13 protein-coding genes and 1 tRNA gene are annotated in these 15961 nt (G+C 68.6%); 4 read left to right on the forward strand and 10 right to left on the reverse strand.

Annotated features, from left to right (window positions below):
* Nucleotides 1–58: 58 nt before the first annotated feature.
* Complete coding sequence (locus tag Q0579_RS08015) at nucleotides 59–946, forward strand: diacylglycerol kinase family protein (RefSeq protein ID WP_298810953.1); 888 nt, start codon at nucleotides 59–61, stop codon at nucleotides 944–946.
* A 19-nt stretch (nucleotides 947–965) separates the two neighbouring features.
* Here Q0579_RS08015 and Q0579_RS08020 read toward each other — a convergent pair whose 3' ends face one another.
* Nucleotides 966–2426 carry an MATE family efflux transporter gene (locus Q0579_RS08020; protein WP_298810956.1) on the reverse strand — a complete coding sequence of 487 codons (1461 nt, stop codon included), beginning with the start codon at nucleotides 2424–2426 and terminating at the stop codon, nucleotides 966–968.
* Nucleotides 2427–2552: 126 nt separating this feature from the next.
* On the opposite strand from Q0579_RS08020, the gene Q0579_RS08025 reads away from it, so the two are divergent.
* Nucleotides 2553–3302, forward strand: coding sequence for an SIMPL domain-containing protein (locus tag Q0579_RS08025; RefSeq protein ID WP_298810958.1), 750 nt, complete (start codon nucleotides 2553–2555; stop codon nucleotides 3300–3302).
* Nucleotides 3303–3350: 48 nt separating this feature from the next.
* Here the strand turns inward: Q0579_RS08025 and Q0579_RS08030 are convergent, their stop codons facing one another.
* The 5 genes from Q0579_RS08030 to Q0579_RS08050 are packed head-to-tail and all read right to left on the reverse strand — an operon-like array spanning nucleotide 3351 to nucleotide 10917.
* Nucleotides 3351–6005: a valine--tRNA ligase gene (locus Q0579_RS08030; RefSeq protein WP_298810960.1), complete on the reverse strand. Its 2655-nt coding sequence runs from the start codon at nucleotides 6003–6005 to the stop codon at nucleotides 3351–3353.
* 54 nt (nucleotides 6006–6059) lie between these two features.
* Nucleotides 6060–8102 (reverse strand): S9 family peptidase, encoded by a 2043-nt coding sequence (locus tag Q0579_RS08035; RefSeq protein ID WP_298810962.1) that lies wholly within the window; start codon nucleotides 8100–8102, stop codon nucleotides 6060–6062.
* Between the two features lie 52 nt (nucleotides 8103–8154).
* The gene (locus Q0579_RS08040; protein ID WP_298810963.1) at nucleotides 8155–8691 is read right to left on the reverse strand and encodes a DUF2497 domain-containing protein; all 537 of its coding nucleotides are present in this window, start codon (nucleotides 8689–8691) and stop codon (nucleotides 8155–8157) included.
* Nucleotides 8692–8724: 33 nt separating this feature from the next.
* Nucleotides 8725–10236, reverse strand: a complete 1512-nt coding sequence (locus Q0579_RS08045; protein WP_298810966.1) for a TolC family outer membrane protein — start codon at nucleotides 10234–10236, stop codon at nucleotides 8725–8727.
* A gap of 12 nt (nucleotides 10237–10248) precedes the next feature.
* On the reverse strand, nucleotides 10249–10917 hold the full coding sequence (locus Q0579_RS08050; RefSeq protein WP_298810968.1) for an rRNA adenine N-6-methyltransferase family protein: 669 nt from the start codon (nucleotides 10915–10917) through the stop codon (nucleotides 10249–10251).
* A gap of 169 nt (nucleotides 10918–11086) precedes the next feature.
* Between Q0579_RS08050 and Q0579_RS08055 the strand changes: the two genes are divergently transcribed.
* Nucleotides 11087–11160, forward strand: a tRNA-Cys gene (locus tag Q0579_RS08055).
* A gap of 16 nt (nucleotides 11161–11176) precedes the next feature.
* Here the strand turns inward: Q0579_RS08055 and Q0579_RS08060 are convergent.
* The gene (locus Q0579_RS08060; protein ID WP_298810970.1) at nucleotides 11177–12466 is read right to left on the reverse strand and encodes an Hsp70 family protein; all 1290 of its coding nucleotides are present in this window, start codon (nucleotides 12464–12466) and stop codon (nucleotides 11177–11179) included.
* A gap of 149 nt (nucleotides 12467–12615) precedes the next feature.
* Here Q0579_RS08060 and Q0579_RS08065 point away from each other — a divergent pair, with 149 nt between their 5' ends.
* Nucleotides 12616–13632 (forward strand): glycosyltransferase, encoded by a 1017-nt coding sequence (locus tag Q0579_RS08065; protein ID WP_298810972.1) that lies wholly within the window; start codon nucleotides 12616–12618, stop codon nucleotides 13630–13632.
* Here the strand turns inward: Q0579_RS08065 and Q0579_RS08070 are convergent.
* Genes Q0579_RS08070 through Q0579_RS08080 form a run of 3 tightly spaced genes read right to left on the reverse strand, consistent with a single transcriptional unit; the run spans nucleotide 13522 to nucleotide 15921 of the window.
* Nucleotides 13522–14103: a class I SAM-dependent methyltransferase gene (locus tag Q0579_RS08070; protein ID WP_298810974.1), complete on the reverse strand. Its 582-nt coding sequence runs from the start codon at nucleotides 14101–14103 to the stop codon at nucleotides 13522–13524. The two genes, Q0579_RS08065 and Q0579_RS08070, sit on opposite strands and share 111 nt — an antisense overlap.
* Nucleotides 14093–14842 (reverse strand): PIG-L family deacetylase, encoded by a 750-nt coding sequence (locus Q0579_RS08075; protein ID WP_298810976.1) that lies wholly within the window; start codon nucleotides 14840–14842, stop codon nucleotides 14093–14095. Before Q0579_RS08075 ends, Q0579_RS08070 begins: the two co-directional genes overlap by 11 nt.
* Nucleotides 14833–15921 (reverse strand): acyl-CoA dehydrogenase family protein, encoded by a 1089-nt coding sequence (locus Q0579_RS08080; protein WP_298810977.1) that lies wholly within the window; start codon nucleotides 15919–15921, stop codon nucleotides 14833–14835. Before Q0579_RS08080 ends, Q0579_RS08075 begins: the two co-directional genes overlap by 10 nt.
* Nucleotides 15922–15961 lie beyond the last annotated feature (40 nt).

Here is a 15961-nt window from a genome sequence, read left to right on the forward strand (position 1 = left end):
TAGCTGATGTTGCACGAGCGTTACGGAAGCGAAATCGCTCTTGGCGCGTTGGCGCCGCATGACACACCCGCGCATCACGTCCGCCGCCCTGATCGTGAACGCCAAATCGCGGCGCGGTCAGAAATTGTTCGCGCAAGCGTGCGAGGCGATGCGCGGCTTGCCCTTCCCGGTCGACGCGCACGCGGTGGAAGATCCCGAAGATCTGGAGGGTACGGTGCACCAGGCACTGGCGAAGAAACCCGACCTGGTGATCCTGGGCGGCGGCGACGGGACGATCAGTGGCCTCGTCGACCTGCTGGTCGGCAAGGATGTAATTCTGGGTGTCCTGCCGCTCGGTACCGCCAACAGCTTCGCGCGCTCGCTCGGCCTGCCGCTCGACATCGCGGGGGCGGTGCGGGTGCTGGCGGACGGCACGCCGCGGCGGATCGATCTGGGCATGATCGACGGCGATTATTACGCCAATTGCGCTGCGATGGGGATCAGCCCGCAGATCGCGGCCACGGTGCCGCACCTGCTCAAGAAGGTGGCGGGGCGGGTCGGTTATCTCGGCTGGGCAACGCTGCAGTTCCTGCGTTTCCACTCGTTCACGCTCATCGTCGGGGAAGGCGAGGACGCGGCACGGATCAAGGCGGTCGAGGTGCGGATTTCCAACGGGCCGTTCCACGGCGGCACCGACGTGGTCGAAGGCGCCCAGGTCGATTCGGGCGAGATCGTCGTCCAAGCGGTCAAGGGCCCGTTCAAGCGGAACCTGGTCAAGAATTGGGCCGCCGCCTTCGTGGGTCACGAGGCGCGCCGCGAGCATACCACCGCGTTTACCGGCAAGAGCATGCGCATCGATACCGTGCCCACGGGCATGCCGATCTCGATCGACGGCGAAGTCCTCGCCCATACGCCAGTCACCGCGCATATCGCGGCGGGGGTGATCGAGGTGATGGTGCCGCGCTGACGCGCCCTGGCGCCCGGCGTCAGCTCGCCGGACGCATGCTGCCGCCGGGTTCGACATCGGCGTGGCTGCGCTCGTCGCAATGCTGCTCGGGCGCCAGCAACGCGCCCTTTCGCCAGCCCCCGTGGCGGTAATAAAGCGCGGCGAGCAACACCGTCGTGGCCGATCCCAAAGGAAAGCTCCACCACAAGGCGTCCGCGCCCATCGTAGGCCGCAGCGCCAGTGCGACTCCGAGCCGGACCGGGAACATCGCGATGAACAAGATCGCGAGCGGCCCCCATACGGCACCGTTCGCGCGCACGACGCCGAACAGCACCATGGTCGCGCCGAACAGCACGAAGCCCCAGGTCGAGACGAGGTTCACGTGTTCCGCAATCCCGAGCACGGCCGATCGATCGGGCACGAACAGCGAGAGCAGCAGCCGATCGAACAGCAGCGCGACGACGATGATCGCGCCGGTGATCGCCAGATTGTAGATGATGCCGCTGCGCGTGATCGCGCCGACGCGGTCCCACCGCCCGGCCCCGATGTTCTGCGCCGCCATCGCGCTGACCGCGGCGCCGATCGCCATTGCTGGCATCTGGATATAGGTCCACAATTGCTGCGTGATGCCATAGGCGGCCGTGGTATCGACGCCGTTGCGGTTGACGAGGCCGACCATGGCGAGACCCGCGCTGGAGATCACCAGCATCTGCGCGCCGATCGGCAGCCCCTTGCCGACGATCGTGCCGACGAGGTCCCGCTCGGGCAGGATGTATCGCAACTCCGCCCCGACCAGCCGCAGCGGGAGCTCGCGCGCGTAGATGTAGATCACCAGCACGAGACAGGCGACGACGTTGGCGATCAGCGTCGCCGTCGCGGAGCCCGCGATGCCGAGCTGGGGCGCGGGGCCGAGCCCGAGGATAAAGACCGGGTTCAGCCCGGCGTCGAGCACCACCGACAGTCCCATGAACCACAGCGGCGTCAGCGAATCGCCGATCCCGCGCAGACCCATGAACATCAGCACCAGCAGCATCGAAGCGGGCAGCCCGAGGAATATGACGCGAAGATAGGCGAGCGCCTCGCCATAAGCATCGCCCGGGGTCGCCAGCAGCGTCAGGATCTGCGGCGCGAAGATCCAGCCGAGCGCGCCCGTCACGACCGATCCGGCGAGCACCAGCCCGATCGCGGAGCCGAACGCGCGTTTAGCGGCATCATGGTCGCGCCGGCCCCATGCCTGACCGACGATGATCGTCGCCGCCATGCCGAACCCGAACACCATGCCGAACATCAGGAACATGATGATGTTGGCGTTGCTGGTGGCGGCAAGCGCATTTTCGCCCAGGAAGCGCCCGACCCAGATCGTGTTGATCGATCCGTTGAGCGATTGCAGCACGTTGGACCCGAGCGTCGGCAGCGCGAAGGCGAGCAGCGTCTTGCCGATCGGCCCGCGCGTAAGATCGCGCTGAGGTCCGTGCGTCTGGGGTGGGGAGGCTTCGTCCATGTCGCTGCCCTACCCCCGTCGCGTTGATCCGTTCCGCGCAACCTGCCGTGAAAGTGCGACCCCGTCCACCAGCGCACTTGGAACGGTCATCGGCGCGCGCTAGCCTAGTGGCAGAGGGGACGTGAAATGCCATTCACCGGATCGTTGTTGAGCGTGCTGTTGCTGGTTCAGGCAAGCGGCGCGGAGCCGCCGACGCCTCAGATCAGCGTGACGGGCAGCGGCAGCGTGTTCACCCCGCCCGATCTGGCGGTGGTGAGCTGGACCGTCCACGGCGAGGGCCCGACCTCCGACGTGGCGTTGACGCAGTTGAATGCCACGCGGCGCGCGATCGACGGCGGCATCCGGACGCTCACCAGCGCGACCGCAAAGGGCGGTGACGTGTCGATCCGCGCAGTTCGCAGCCGCGAGTGCACCGCCAACAGTTACGGTCCGCCGCAGCTCGACGCCGGCACGTGCGCGATCATCGGCTACGTCGCCGATCTGCCGCTCGAGCTCCGCACCGATCAGCTCGCAAAGGTAGGGACGATCACCGGCCTGATCGGTCGGCTTGGCGCGCGTGACCCGCGCGTGACCTCGTTCATGCTCGCCGATCCGCGGGGCGCGCAGCGGCGCGCGATGGCAGCGGCGCTGGCGGACGCACGCACCCGCGCCGAGGCGGTCGCGCAGGGCGCGCAGGTGAAGCTGGGCGATCTGCTCTACGCGTCTGACAGTGGTCGCGGCGATACGCCCGACGAGATCGTCTTAACCGGTGCACTGCGGGCAGCTCCTGCACCGCCGCCGCCCCCGCCACCACCGCCGCCGATCGACGTGGCAGTCGCGCCCCGACCGATCGAGACGCAGGCGACCGCGCGCGTGACCTACCGCATCCTTCCCTGATGCGATGTGCGCGGCGGGCCGACCCGCCCGCCGCGCGCGAACACCGCGTCAGCCAAGCCGGGCGAGCGCCGCCGCGAGCCGCTCAGCATCGGCCGATTTCTCGGCGTGATCGGCCTTGGCTTTCTCCACCGCCTCAGGCTTCGCGCGCTCGACGAAGCTCGGATTGCCCAGGCGGCCGGCGAGCGCATCGCGCTCCTTCTCGGCCGCGGCGAGCGACTTGGTCAGGCGTGCGCGCTCGGCGTCCAAGTCGATCACGCCGTCGAGCGCGAGTGCGAAGGTTTCCGCGCCCCACAGGATCGGCGCGCGCGCGCCGGCCGCCTCGCCCGCGGTCACGGTCACGCGCGCGAGCCGCTCGACATAGGGCACGATCTCCGCCGGGACTGCGCTCGCGCCGGTGTGAAGCGCGATCCGCGCGCCCGGCGGTACGTTCAGCTCGGCGCGTGCGGCGCGCACCGCCTCGATCAGCTCGATCAGCCCCGACACCTGCGCCCCCGCGGCGGGATCGAGCGCGCGCGCGTCCGCCATCGGCCAGTGCGCGACGATCAGCTCATGCTCGCGGGGAGCGAGCGCGTGCCACAATTCCTCGGTGATGAACGGCATGAACGGGTGGAGCAACACCAGGATCTGGTCGAGCACCCAGCCCGCGACCGCCTTGGTCTCATCGTCGATCGCGCCCTTGATGAGCTCCAGATACCAGTCGCAGAAGCGGCTCCAGGTGAATTGATAGATCGCGTTCGCCGCCGCGTCGAAGCGGTAATCGGCGAGCGCGAGGTCGACCGCCTGGACAGTGGCGATCGCCTCCGCGACGATCCACTTGTTGACCGCATTGGTTGCAACCGGCGGGTCGAGCGTGGTCGATCCGCCGATGCCGTTGCCTTGCGCGAAGCGACTGGCGTTCCACAGCTTGGTCGCGAAGTTGCGGTATCCCTCGACCCGCTTTTCCTCCATCTTGATGTCGCGGCCCTGGCTCTCCATCGCCGCCATGAAGAAGCGCAGCGCGTCGGCGCCGTAGCGGTCGATCAGCCCCAGGGGATCAACCGTGTTGCCCTTCGACTTCGACATCTTGGCGCCATCGGCCGCGCGGACGAGGCCGTGGAGGTACAGCGTGCGGAAGGGCACATCGCCCATGAAGTGCATGCCCTGCATCATCATGCGCGCATCCCAGAAGAACAGGATGTCGAAGCCCGAGATCAGCACGTCATTGGGATAACGGCCGGCGAGCGTGCGATCCTCGCCCTCGGGCCAGCCGAGCGTCGCGAACGGCCACAATGCCGAGGAGAACCACGTGTCGAGCACGTCCTCGTCCTGGCGCAACGCGACGCCCGCGCCCGCCTGTGCCTGCGCTTCCTGCTGCGTCTCGGCGACGTAGACGTTTCCATCCTCAGCGAACCACGCAGGGATGCGGTGCCCCCACCATAATTGACGCGAGACGCACCACGGCTGGATGTTCTCCATCCAGTTGAAGAACGTCTTCTCCCACGTCTTGGGGACGATCTTGATCTTGCCCGATCGCACCGCCTCGATCGCGGGCTGCGCGAGCGTCTTCGCGTCGACGTACCATTGGTCGGTCAGCCACGGCTCGATCACCACGCCCGAGCGATCGCCGTACGGCGTCTGGATCGTGCGCGGCTCGGCGTCGTGTTCCGCGCCGTCCTTGTCGACATGCGGGACCAGCACGCCCTCGGCCTTGAGCCGTGCGACCACCGCCGCCCGCGCCTCGGCCGTCGACAGCCCGAGGAAGTCGGCCGGGATGCTGCCGTCCGCAACCTGCGTCACGCACGCCCTGGCATCGAGCATGTTGAGCATGTCGCGCGCCTCGATCCTCGCGCGGCGACCGACCTCGAAGTCGTTGAAGTCGTGTCCCGGCGTGATCTTCACCGCGCCCGATCCCAGCGCCGGGTCGGCATGCTCGTCGGCGATGATCGGGATCAGCCGTCCGGTGATCGGCAGGCGCACGTTGCGTCCGATCAGCGCGGTGTAGCGCGCGTCGTCGGGATGAACCGCGACCGCCATGTCGGCGAGCATCGTCTCGGGCCGCGTCGTCGCGACTTCGATGAAGCCCGATCCGTCCTCCAGCGGATAGCGCAGGTGCCAGAACTTGCCCTGCACCTCGCGCGTCTCGACCTCCAGGTCGCTGATCGCGGTGCCGAGACCCGGGTCCCAGTTCACCAGCCGCTTGTCGCGGTAGAGCAGCCCTTCGCGGTGCAGGTCCACGAAGACCTTGAGCACGGCCTTCGAGAAGCCCTCGTCCATCGTGAAGCGTTCGTTGGCCCAGTCCATCGAGCAGCCAAGCCGGCGTAGCTGCCGCGTGATCTCGCCGCCGCTCTCCGCCTTCCAGTCCCACACGCGCGCGACGAACTGCTCCCGCGACAGATCGGTGCGCTTCTGCCCCGCGGCATTCATCTGCCGCTCGACCACCATCTGCGTCGCGATGCCGGCATGGTCGGTGCCGACGACCCACAATGCGTCCTTGCCCTTCAACCGGGCATGGCGCGCGAGGATGTCCTGGAGCGTATTGTCGAGCGCGTGGCCGATGTGGAGCGAGCCGGTCACGTTGGGCGGCGGGTTGACGATCGTCCACGGCTCGGCGTTCGGCCGATCGGGGCGGAACAGCCCCTTTTCTTCCCAATGGTTGTACCAGCGGGTCTCGATCGCGGCGGGGTCGAAGGTTTTGGCCAACGTGTTCTGGGGAAGTTCGCTCATGCGCCTGCCCTTAGCCAACCGACCCCGCCGAAGTCACGTTTCAGTTGAGATCGCTCAGCGTTGATCACCACCCTTGGTCCAGCGGTCCATCCAGCCGAGCACCTCGCCGTACCATTGCCGCGAGTTCTTGGGCTTCAACACCCAATGGTTCTCGTTCGGAAACACCAGCAGGCGAGAGGGCACGCCACGGCGCTGGAGCGCGGTGAAGGCCGCGATGCCCTGCGTGTAAGGGATGCGGAAATCCTTCTCGCCGGTGATGACGAGCTGCGGCGTCTTCCACTTGGCGACGTAATTGACCGGGTTCCAACGCTCGAACGCCTGCGGGTCCTCGTAATAGGCTTTCTGCCCGTGCTCCCACTCGTCGAACCACAATTCCTCGGTTTCGTACGCCATCGCGCGCGCGTCGAACACGCCGTCGTGCTGGACGATGCACTTGAAGCGATCGGGCCAGCGCCCCTCGATCCAGTTCATCATGTACCCGCCGTAAGATGCGCCGAGCGCGCAGGCGTTGTTCGCGTCGAGCCACGGATATTTCGCGGTCGCCGCTGCTAGCCCCTTCTGCAGGTCCTCGAGCGGCCACCCGCCCCAATTGTTGCTGATCGCGTCAGTGAAGGCCTGGCCGTATCCGGTCGAGCCGTGGAAATCGACCGCGACCAGCCCGTAGCCCGCGCCCGCGAACACCGCCGGGTTCCAGCGATAGGACCAGCTGTTGTTGCTCGACCCCTGCGGCCCGCCGTGGACCATGAACGCGATCGGCACCTTACCCGCGCTGCCGTAGGGTTTCACCGCATAACCCCAGACGGTGTCGTTGTTCGCGCCCTTGAAGCTGAAGCGGTCGACGGTCGGCATGTCGATGCCGGCGAGCTTCGCCGCGTTGACCTGCGTCAGCCGCTGCGGCTGACCGCCGGCGATGCGATAGAAATCGTCGGGCGCGGTCAGGCTGTTCATCGCCACGATCGCACCGCGCGGACCCACTGCGACCGCGGACACGTTGCCCGCCTGCGTCAATCGCGTCACCTGCCCGCTGGCGGCATCGACGCGCCATAGCGGGTTTTCCTGCGTGTCCTCGGCGGTCACGTACAGGCTGCGCGAATCGGGAGCCCAGGCGATCGACCCGACCGAGCGATCCCAGCGTTCGGTCAGCGACACGGTTTGCCCGCTCGCCAGATCGCGGATCGTCAGCACGTAGCGGTCGGCCTCGAAGCCGGGGCGACGCATTGCGAGATAGGCGAGCTTGCGCCCGTCTGGCGACACGCTCGGCTGCGTGTCGGTCGCCTTGTTCGACGCGGTCAGGTTGGTCGGCGGGGACGAGCCGTCGGCGGGCGCCGCAAAAATGTCGAGGTTGGTCGACAAGGGCTCGATCCGCCCGGCCTCGCGCAGCGCGAAATAGACGGTGCGCCCGTCCGCGCTCCAGCTCACTTCCTCGGCGCCGCCGAACGGCTTCGACGACGCGTCACCGACCAGCGCGCCCTGAATCGCCACACCGTTGCCCGGCGCCCCGGCGCTCGTCAGCGGGATGACGAACAGTTGCGAGCGCGTGCCGTCGGCCCAGGTGTCCCAGTGGCGCACGAACAGCTGATCGTAGGTGCGACCCGATCCGGCGAGCGGGTCCTTCTTCTCCATCGCGGGCTCCAGGCTCGGCGCGCCGGGTTTGCGATCCGCCCAGACGACGAGGCGATCACCGGTCGGCGCGACCTTGTAGCCGTTGAACCCACCCTTGAAGCTGGTCAGCCGGCGCGGCGTGCCGCCCGTCACCGGCACCGACCAGATCGCGTCGTCGGCGGAGAAATACACGGTCGAGCCGACGATCTGCGGGTCGTTCTCGTCGAGCTTGGCGTCGGCAGCGAGCTTCTCCGGCGCCGCACCGCTGCGCGACAGGTCGAGCCGCCACAGATCGTAGCGGCCACGATCGGCCGCGACATCGGCCTCGCGCTGCGCCCAGACGAGCCAACGCCCGTCCTTCGACATCGTCGGCGCACCGACACGCGACAAGGCGACGACATCGTTGATCGTGAGCGGCCGCGCGGCGGCAGGCGCGATGCCGAGCGACAGGGCAGCGGTGGTGGCGAACAGAGTCGCCGCGATGATCCTCTTCATCGCGTCGATTAAGCAGATCGTCGCGCGTGAAACAATCGCGCGGTCGGCGTCGTTACGGCTGCCCGGCGGTGATCTTCGCGATCTCGCGCGCGACCAGTTGCTCGACGATGCCCGGCAGATTGCGGTCGAGCCAGGCCGACACCATCGGGCGCAGCATCTCGCGCACCAGCCCCTCGAGCGTGCCGTCGCTCTCCGGCTCAGGCTTCACGAGCAGACGAGAGAGCGAGTCGAGCGCGCCGCGCGTTGCCTCAACGGTGGCGGCGGAAACGTGCCCGCCGTGTGCGTCATGGTCGTGCGCAGCGGACGTATGGATCGGTGCGGCGTGCTGCGCCGGCGCACGCGGTGCAGGACGTGGATCATGCGCGGGCGTCGCCTGCGCCGCGGGCGGCGGGGTCGGCGGTGAGATCGGGTCGCTCAGTTCGAGCACCTCGTCCTCATCCTCGTCGTCACGGCTCATCGGCAGCGGCGCGGCGCGCGCGCCGGCGCTGCGGCGGTGACGCGGCGTTCCGGCATCACCCTCTTCCGCGATGATGCGCTTGATGGAGGAAAGGATGTCCTCCATCGACGGCTCCGCGCTCATGTCGCCCATCGTAATCCCGTTGCCCCACCGTTCGGCCCCCGATCAGGGACGCCGCGTGTCCGCACCTGTGGTTAATGGCGCGCTTCTGTCAACATTGCTCTGCAACATCGGGTCGAGCGGACGCGTGACAACCGCATTCTGCGCCGGCACCGACGCGGTCGACGATGCCGCGGTCGACGTCGGAATGTCCGTGTCGAAATCCGACAGGCTGCCGCGGTAGCGCGTGTAATTCACCGTCGGATCGTAGAGCGGGCCGCCCTCAAGACCCAGGTCGCGCGCCTCCGCCTCACCCATCGCGGCGAGCAGCGCGAAGCCCGCGACGTAGGCGTCGCGCCTGGCGGTGACCAGCGTCACCTGACTGTTGAGCAATTCCTGCTCGGCGTTCAGGATGTCGAGGATCGTGCGCGTACCGACGCTGTTCTCCGCGCGCACACCCTCCAGGCTGAGCTTGTTGGCGGCAACTGCAGCCTCGGCAGAGGCGATCACCTCCTGCGAGGAGCGCCATACCGCATAGGCCGAGCGGGTCTGCGCGATCACCTGCCGCTCGGCGAGCGTCGCCTGCTCGATCGCCTGCGAACGAAGCTCCTGCGCCTGCCGGATCAGCGCGGCAGGACGACCGGCCTGGAACAGCGGCAGGTTGAGCGACAGCCCCGCCGCGGTCGAGGTGCCCGACTGCGTGCCCTGATACCCCTGGCCGGCGCCCAGCGTGCCGAGGAAATTCGAGTAATTCTGCCCGACGGTCACGCCGACCTGCGGCAGCCTGCTCGCGCGCGCGACCTTGATGTCATAGTCGGTCGCGTCGCGCGCGCGTCGCGCGGCGAGCAATTGCGGATTGTCCTGCAACGCCACCTCGACCGCGGCGTCGGGCGACGTGGGCAGGTGCGGCAACGGCGGCGGCGGCGCGAGCGTGCCGGGCGCGTCACCGACCAGGCTGACATAGCTCTCGCGGCTGGTGATCAGGTTCGCCTGCGCGGTCTGCAATTGCGCGCGTGCGAGGCTGAGCCGCGCCTCCGACTGCGCCACGTCGGTGCGCGTCAGGTCGCCGACCTCGAAACGGTCGCGGCTGGCGCGCAGGTTGGTTTCGAGCACGCGAACGTTCTGCGCATTCAGACCGACGATCGCCTCGTCACGCAGCACGTTGTTGTACGCACCCACCACCGCGGTGAAGAGCTGCGCCTCGGTCTGGCGCAGCGTCGACTGCCCCGCCTCGACGCGGATCTCCGCCGCGCGCACCGAATTGCGCACCGCGCCGCCCTGATAGACCGGCACCGTCACACCGATCGTGCCGTTGAGCGATCGCTCAGGCGAGGTGAAGCTGTTACCGCCGCGGATGAAGTTCTCGTTCAGCCCGCCCGAGGTCGCGACCGTTGGTCGCCCGGCGGCGCGCGCGAGCGGTACGTTCTGATCCGCCGCGCGCTGCCCCGCGCGCTGACCCGTCAGCGTCGGATTGGTCTGATAAGCCTTCAACAGCGCTTCCTGCAACGTCTCCCCCGACGCGGACGCGACGGAGAGGCCGGCAAGGATCGTTCCCAGCAGGAGAAAGGAAGCGCGCAAAGGGAGAAATCCTCAGAAGGTGAAGGAACGAGGTTTGGCGAAGCCGGGCAGCGGCACGCTGTCGTAATCGGCGAAGGGCAGAAGCCCGAGCACGTCGGCGTCGCGCGAACCCGCCGCCAACCGCGACACGCCGCGGTCGTTGAGCCCGGTCACCGCGCGTCCGCGCTCGACGAGTTGCGTGTAGAGTGTCGCCGGCACCTGTTCGACCGTGCCGTCGATCACCAGCACGTCATAGGGCGCAGCCGCGGCATGGCCCTGCTCCAGCGCGCCCTCGACCACGGTGACTTTGGGAAACGAAGCGAGATTGGCGCGGGCCGCCGCTGCCAGCGCGGGCGTGCTCTCCACCGCGACGACCTCGGCGACGATCTGCGCCAGCACCGCCGCGGTATAGCCCATCGCCGCGCCGATCAGCAGCACCCGGTCGCTCGGGCGCAACCGTGCTTCCACCAGCAACCGCGCGGTCGCGAGCGGGGTGTTAGCGCGGCGACCTTCGCCGAGGTTGATCGTCGAATCGCGGTAGGCGAGCTCCTCCATGCCGGCAGGCACGAAACGCTCGCGCGGGGTTTCCGCCATGGCCGCGATCACGCGCGGATCGGTGACGCCGCTGGGGCGCAACTGGCTGGCCACCATTGCAATGCGCATGGCCTCGAATTGATCGGAATGGAGCGTCGTCGCGGTCATTACGGTTCCTGTGCCATAGCTGTCATAGTAAGACAACACACTTCTGCTACGACGCTATGTACCGGACACCTCGCCGCTCGCCAACACTTGGCGCCCGATCACTCCGCCGGTGCGTCGAAGGCTTGACACCCGCGCGCGCGCTGCGCATTGGCGCGCCTCCCGACGTCGAGGCCCGATGGCGGAGTGGTGACGCAGAGGACTGCAAATCCTTGCACCCGGGTTCGATTCCCGGTCGGGCCTCCAGTTTCCCCCGACAGCGCTACACGGTCCAGGCGGACAGGTCGTCCTGTTGCGCGATCAGCGCGAGGCCGTGCGCGATCGAGGTGAGTTCGCCGCCCGAGACGATGCGATCGGCGCCGAAGCGCTGCTCGAACAAGCGACGTACCGCGGGAACCAGCGAGGTGCCACCAGTCAGGAACACGCGGTCGATCGCGGCAGGCGCGACGTTCGCGTCGGCGAGCGCGTCATCAACCGACGCGGCCATGCGCGCGACATCGTCGGCGATCCAGCGCTCGAAATCGGCGCGGGTCACGGTGTCGGCGATGTCCAATCCGCCACCGGCGAAGCGGAACTCGGCCCGGTCGGCGGAGGAGAGGTCGCGCTTCAGACGCGCAACTGCGTCGTAGAGCGGGAAGCCTAGCTCGTGCTCGATCAACGCGATCATGCGCCCGATCGCGTCCGGGTCGATCGCGCTGCGCTGCAACCGCTCGAGTTCGCCCAGCGTGCGGCGGTTGCGCATCAACGCGAGTTTCGACCAGTCGGCGAAATCGGCGAAATAGCCGCCGGGGATCTCCAGCACCTTGTCGAACGAGCGATAGCTGCCGCCCTTGCCGAGCATCGGCAGCACCAGGCGATCGACGATTCGATAGTCGAAGCGGTCGCCGGCGATCCCGACGCCCGCGTGGCCGAGCGGCAGGCAGCGCCGCGCGGCGCCCGCTTCCTCGACCCGCACGACCGAGAAGTCGCTGGTGCCGCCGCCGAAGTCCGCCACCAGCAACGTCGCGGGCTCGCTCAACCAGGTCGCGTAGCTGAACGCCGCCGCAAGCGGTTCGTAGACGTAGTGGACCTCCGCCGCGCGCCCGGCGAACATCGCGTCATAGCGTTCACGCGCGACCGCTGGATCAGGCCGCGCGCCTGCGTAGCGGACCGGCCGGCCGACGACGAGGCGTTGCGGGCGATCGAGCGCCCCGCCGGCATGTTCGGCGAGGCGATCGAGAAAGGTCTGCCCTAATTCCTCGAAGCGGAAGCGTTTGTTGAACACGGGCGCGGTGTCGAACGACGCGCTGGCGGCGACCGACTTGAACGATTGCAGGAAACGGCTGCCGTCTGGGTAGTCGAGATATTCGCGGATCGCGGCCGGACCCGCCTCCACCATCAGTCCGCCTCGCGCGTCCTCGTCCTGCCAGAAGCACAAAGCCGAGCGAAACACCGCGCCGTCGGTCGCGGGATCGAGCGTCAGCAGCCGCGGCGGGGTACGCGCGTCGTCACTGACCGCGACCACGCTGTTGGTGGTGCCGAAATCGAGCCCGACGGCCTGAGATCTGGACATGGGACGAGAGCCGCTGGTGAGAGGAGCGCCTGGCTATGACGTGCGCACGCCGCGCGAACAAGGCCGACGGTCCTGCCGCGATTGATCTACGTTTGTTGTAGCCCAGGTAACTTCGATCTAGGTCAGTGATCCATGATGTTCGTTATTCCATGAACGATCGCCTGCCGCGCGTGGCCGTCGCCCTGCCGGCGAAGAACGAGGCGGCGGACCTGCCCGCCTGCCTTTTGACGCTCGACCATGCCGCGGCGCGGTTCGGCGGCAGCGTGACGATCGTCGTCGCCGCGAACAACTGCACCGACGACACGCACGGCGTGCTCGCACGCGCGGTACTGCGCCATGCCGTGTTGCTGCCGTGCGCAGTCTCGCTGCTGCCGCCGTTCCGGCATGCCGGTTGGGCGCGCCGAATCGCGTTCGATGCAGCCGCGGCGATACTCGGCGACGACGAGGACGTGCTGCTGTCGACCGACGCGGACACGTGCGTGTCACCCGACTGGATCGTGCGTGCGGTGCATCACCTCGACGCCGGAGCCGACGCGGTCGCCGGACGCGCGCTGACCCGGCGCGAGGATCGCCGTGCACTCGGGCGGGACGCGATGCGGCGGCTCAACCTGCTCGGCCGTTACTACACCGCGCTCGACTGGCTGCGCGCGGATGGCGCACCGATCGCACACGATCCGTGGCCGCGCCATTTCTACGAAGGCGGCGCGAGCATCGCGTTGCGGCTGGCGACGTATCGCGCGATCGGCGGTGCGCCGACGCCGCCCGTGGCCGAGGATCGCGCCTTGTTCGATGCCGTCCGCACTCAGGGTGGCGTCGTCCGGCACCCGCTCGACGTACGGGTATTCACCTCGAGCCGGATCGACGGGCGCGCGCCGGGCGGGATGGCGGACGCATTCGCACGCTGGATCACGCAAGCCGCGGACGAGCCGCTGCACGAAACCTATGCCTTTCCCGCTGCGCTCGATCCCGGTCGGGCAGATGCCCGTGACCGGCTCAGCTTCGACACGCTGCCCGCAGCGGTCGTGCGCGCGGGCGCGATGATCCGCGCGCGCCGCTCAGCCGCGACGCCACAGGTCGAGCCGGTAGCGCTCGCGCCGCTCCGCCAGCATCGGACGGACATGATCGCCGAGCAGGGACTTGAGCCCATCCACGGCCTCGTCGCCTGAGAGCGGATAATCGGTGTCGCCGGTCCAATGGATCAGCAGAACGTCGCCACCCTCTCGCACATGCTCGCACAGATAGGTCGCCGCGCGCGCCAGATCGTCGCGATCCCAGTAATAGATCACCTCCGACAACAGGACGAGGTCGAAGCGTCCGTCGGGCGCATCCGCAGGCATCCGCCGCTGCTCGAACCGGACCTGCGGCTGATCGGCACAGCGCCGTCGCGCCGCGTCGAGCGCGGTCGGCGATACGTCAACGGCGAGCAGATCGGCACATCGAGGCGCCAGTCGCTGCGTCAGCACGCCGTTGGCGCAACCCACCTCCAGCGCCGCCTCGTAGCGATCGCGTGGAAGGGCGGCGAGCGTGTGATCGTACTTGGCGCGTTCGTACGCGCTTGTTTCGAAATGCCATGGATCGCCCTGATCGCGGAACAGTTGCTCGAACCAGTCGGGTGCGATCGATCGCTCACGCCGCATCGCGTTCCTCCAGCAGCAGGGTGATGCGGCGATCGGCCAGTCGGCGCATGCCACGCGGCAGCACGAAACGCTCGCGCGCGCCGGTGATCCGCCCACCCAACTGGCTGCGATGGCAGGCCAGCGCGCGCCGCGCCGTACCGGGCCGTCCGATTGACGCGAGCGCGACCGACCGCACGGTGGCGAGCCGGGCGGCGAGATCGTCGCGCGTCCAGCCCCAGACACAGTAGAAGAGCGGCACCGTCCCGATGCGCGCCGCGACCGCACGCGCGATGTCGGCGGCAGCCTGATGGTCGCAGTGCGGGTCCGCTGCCCAGGTCGTCGTGACGCGGGTGAGCCGTACACGCCGGCACAGCGCGACCAGCCGGTCAACGGTGCACGCAAACGCCGCACTGTCACGCGGGTGTGGGGCAGCGTCGCTCCAGCCGAGCAGTATCGGGGGTGTTCGAACCCCGAGAATGCGCAGCGCCGCGCGCGCCTCCCCGGCACGCAGCGCCGCCACCCGCCGCGCGCTCCAGCCCGGCGCGCCGACGTGGCTGCCCGCGCCATCGGTCAGAAACGCGACCGCCAGCCGGGCGTTGTCGCGAGTGAGGCCGGCAATCAGTCCGCCTGCGCCCAGCGCCTCGTCATCGGGGTGCGGCGCGATCACCAGCCAGCCGTCGCGTGCGGCCTCCTTGATCGACATCGGCCGCGCGCGCAGCAACGTGCGACGCCAATGGGCGTGGCCGGGTGTCACCACCACGGGTCGTCGCCCCAGCGATCCGCCTCGATCCACGCCGCCGCGGCGCGATCGCGCGCCTGATCGGGCACGGGCTGACGCAGGTAGAGGCCGAGATCGCGCGTGATGCGATCGATGCGGCTGGCGGCGAAGAACGATGCGGTCCCAACCGCGCGCGCGGCGCCTTCCATGACCAGCAGGCCCGCCTCTTCCACCACCCCGCGCGTCATCAGCACGTGCGCGATCGCGTCACGCGCGCCCTGCTCGGCGAGATGCGCCGCGCGCGTGACCCAGATCGCGGCTGAGCGGGTCGCGACGATCGCCGCACCGATGCGGGCGCGCTGGATCGCGTCTCCGGCCTTTCCGGTAGCAATCAGGTGATCGCGCCAGTGCCGCAGCAAGGCTTCGATCGCGCCCAGTTGCACGGCAGTGAAACGCCACGCGCCGGCCGAGAAGCGCGGCTCGCGCTCGTAATCGCCGACATCGCCGATCAGCGCGTCGTCGCTCACGATCATGCCGTCAAAATCAAGCGTGCCGCTCTGTGTGCCGCGCATGCCGCGCACCTGCCACGCGCCGTTGTCGACGCGCGTCGCGGCATTGGAGAGGTCGGCGAGCACCATCTGCTTGCCGCCGCTCGGTTCCACCGCCGTAATCAGCGCGGCGTCGATATGCCCCGCGCCGGTCGCGAAGCATTTCGCACCGGACAGGCGGTAGCTGCCGGCAGCGGCTGGCTCGATCCGCATGCCCGGCGCCGGCTCGGTGTTCCACACGCCGTAGACGCGTCCATCGGCGAGGTCGCGCGCGAGCGCGGCGCGTTGCGCGTCGGTACCATAGGCATGGACCAGTTGCGCGGCATTGACGTGCCCTTCGAAAATGCGGCCGAGACTCAGGTCGGCGCCACCGACGTGCCGCAACACCGCCAGCAGGTCGTCGACGGCGCGCTCGTCGTCGAGCGACGCGAATGCGGCGGTCGCGCCGAGGTCGATCAGGGTCCGCAACCGCTCGGTCGGAAAATCCTCGTGACCGTTGACGCGGTCCCACTCACGTGCGGCAGCGACGACGCGTTCCGCCACCGCATGGGTGTCGCCTTCTCCTACCTGCATCAGCAATCGCCTGCCCTCCCTTGCGCCGTTCAGCGCGCGG

Source organism: uncultured Sphingomonas sp. (assembly GCF_936927845.1).
Classification (GTDB): domain Bacteria; phylum Pseudomonadota; class Alphaproteobacteria; order Sphingomonadales; family Sphingomonadaceae; genus Sphingomonas.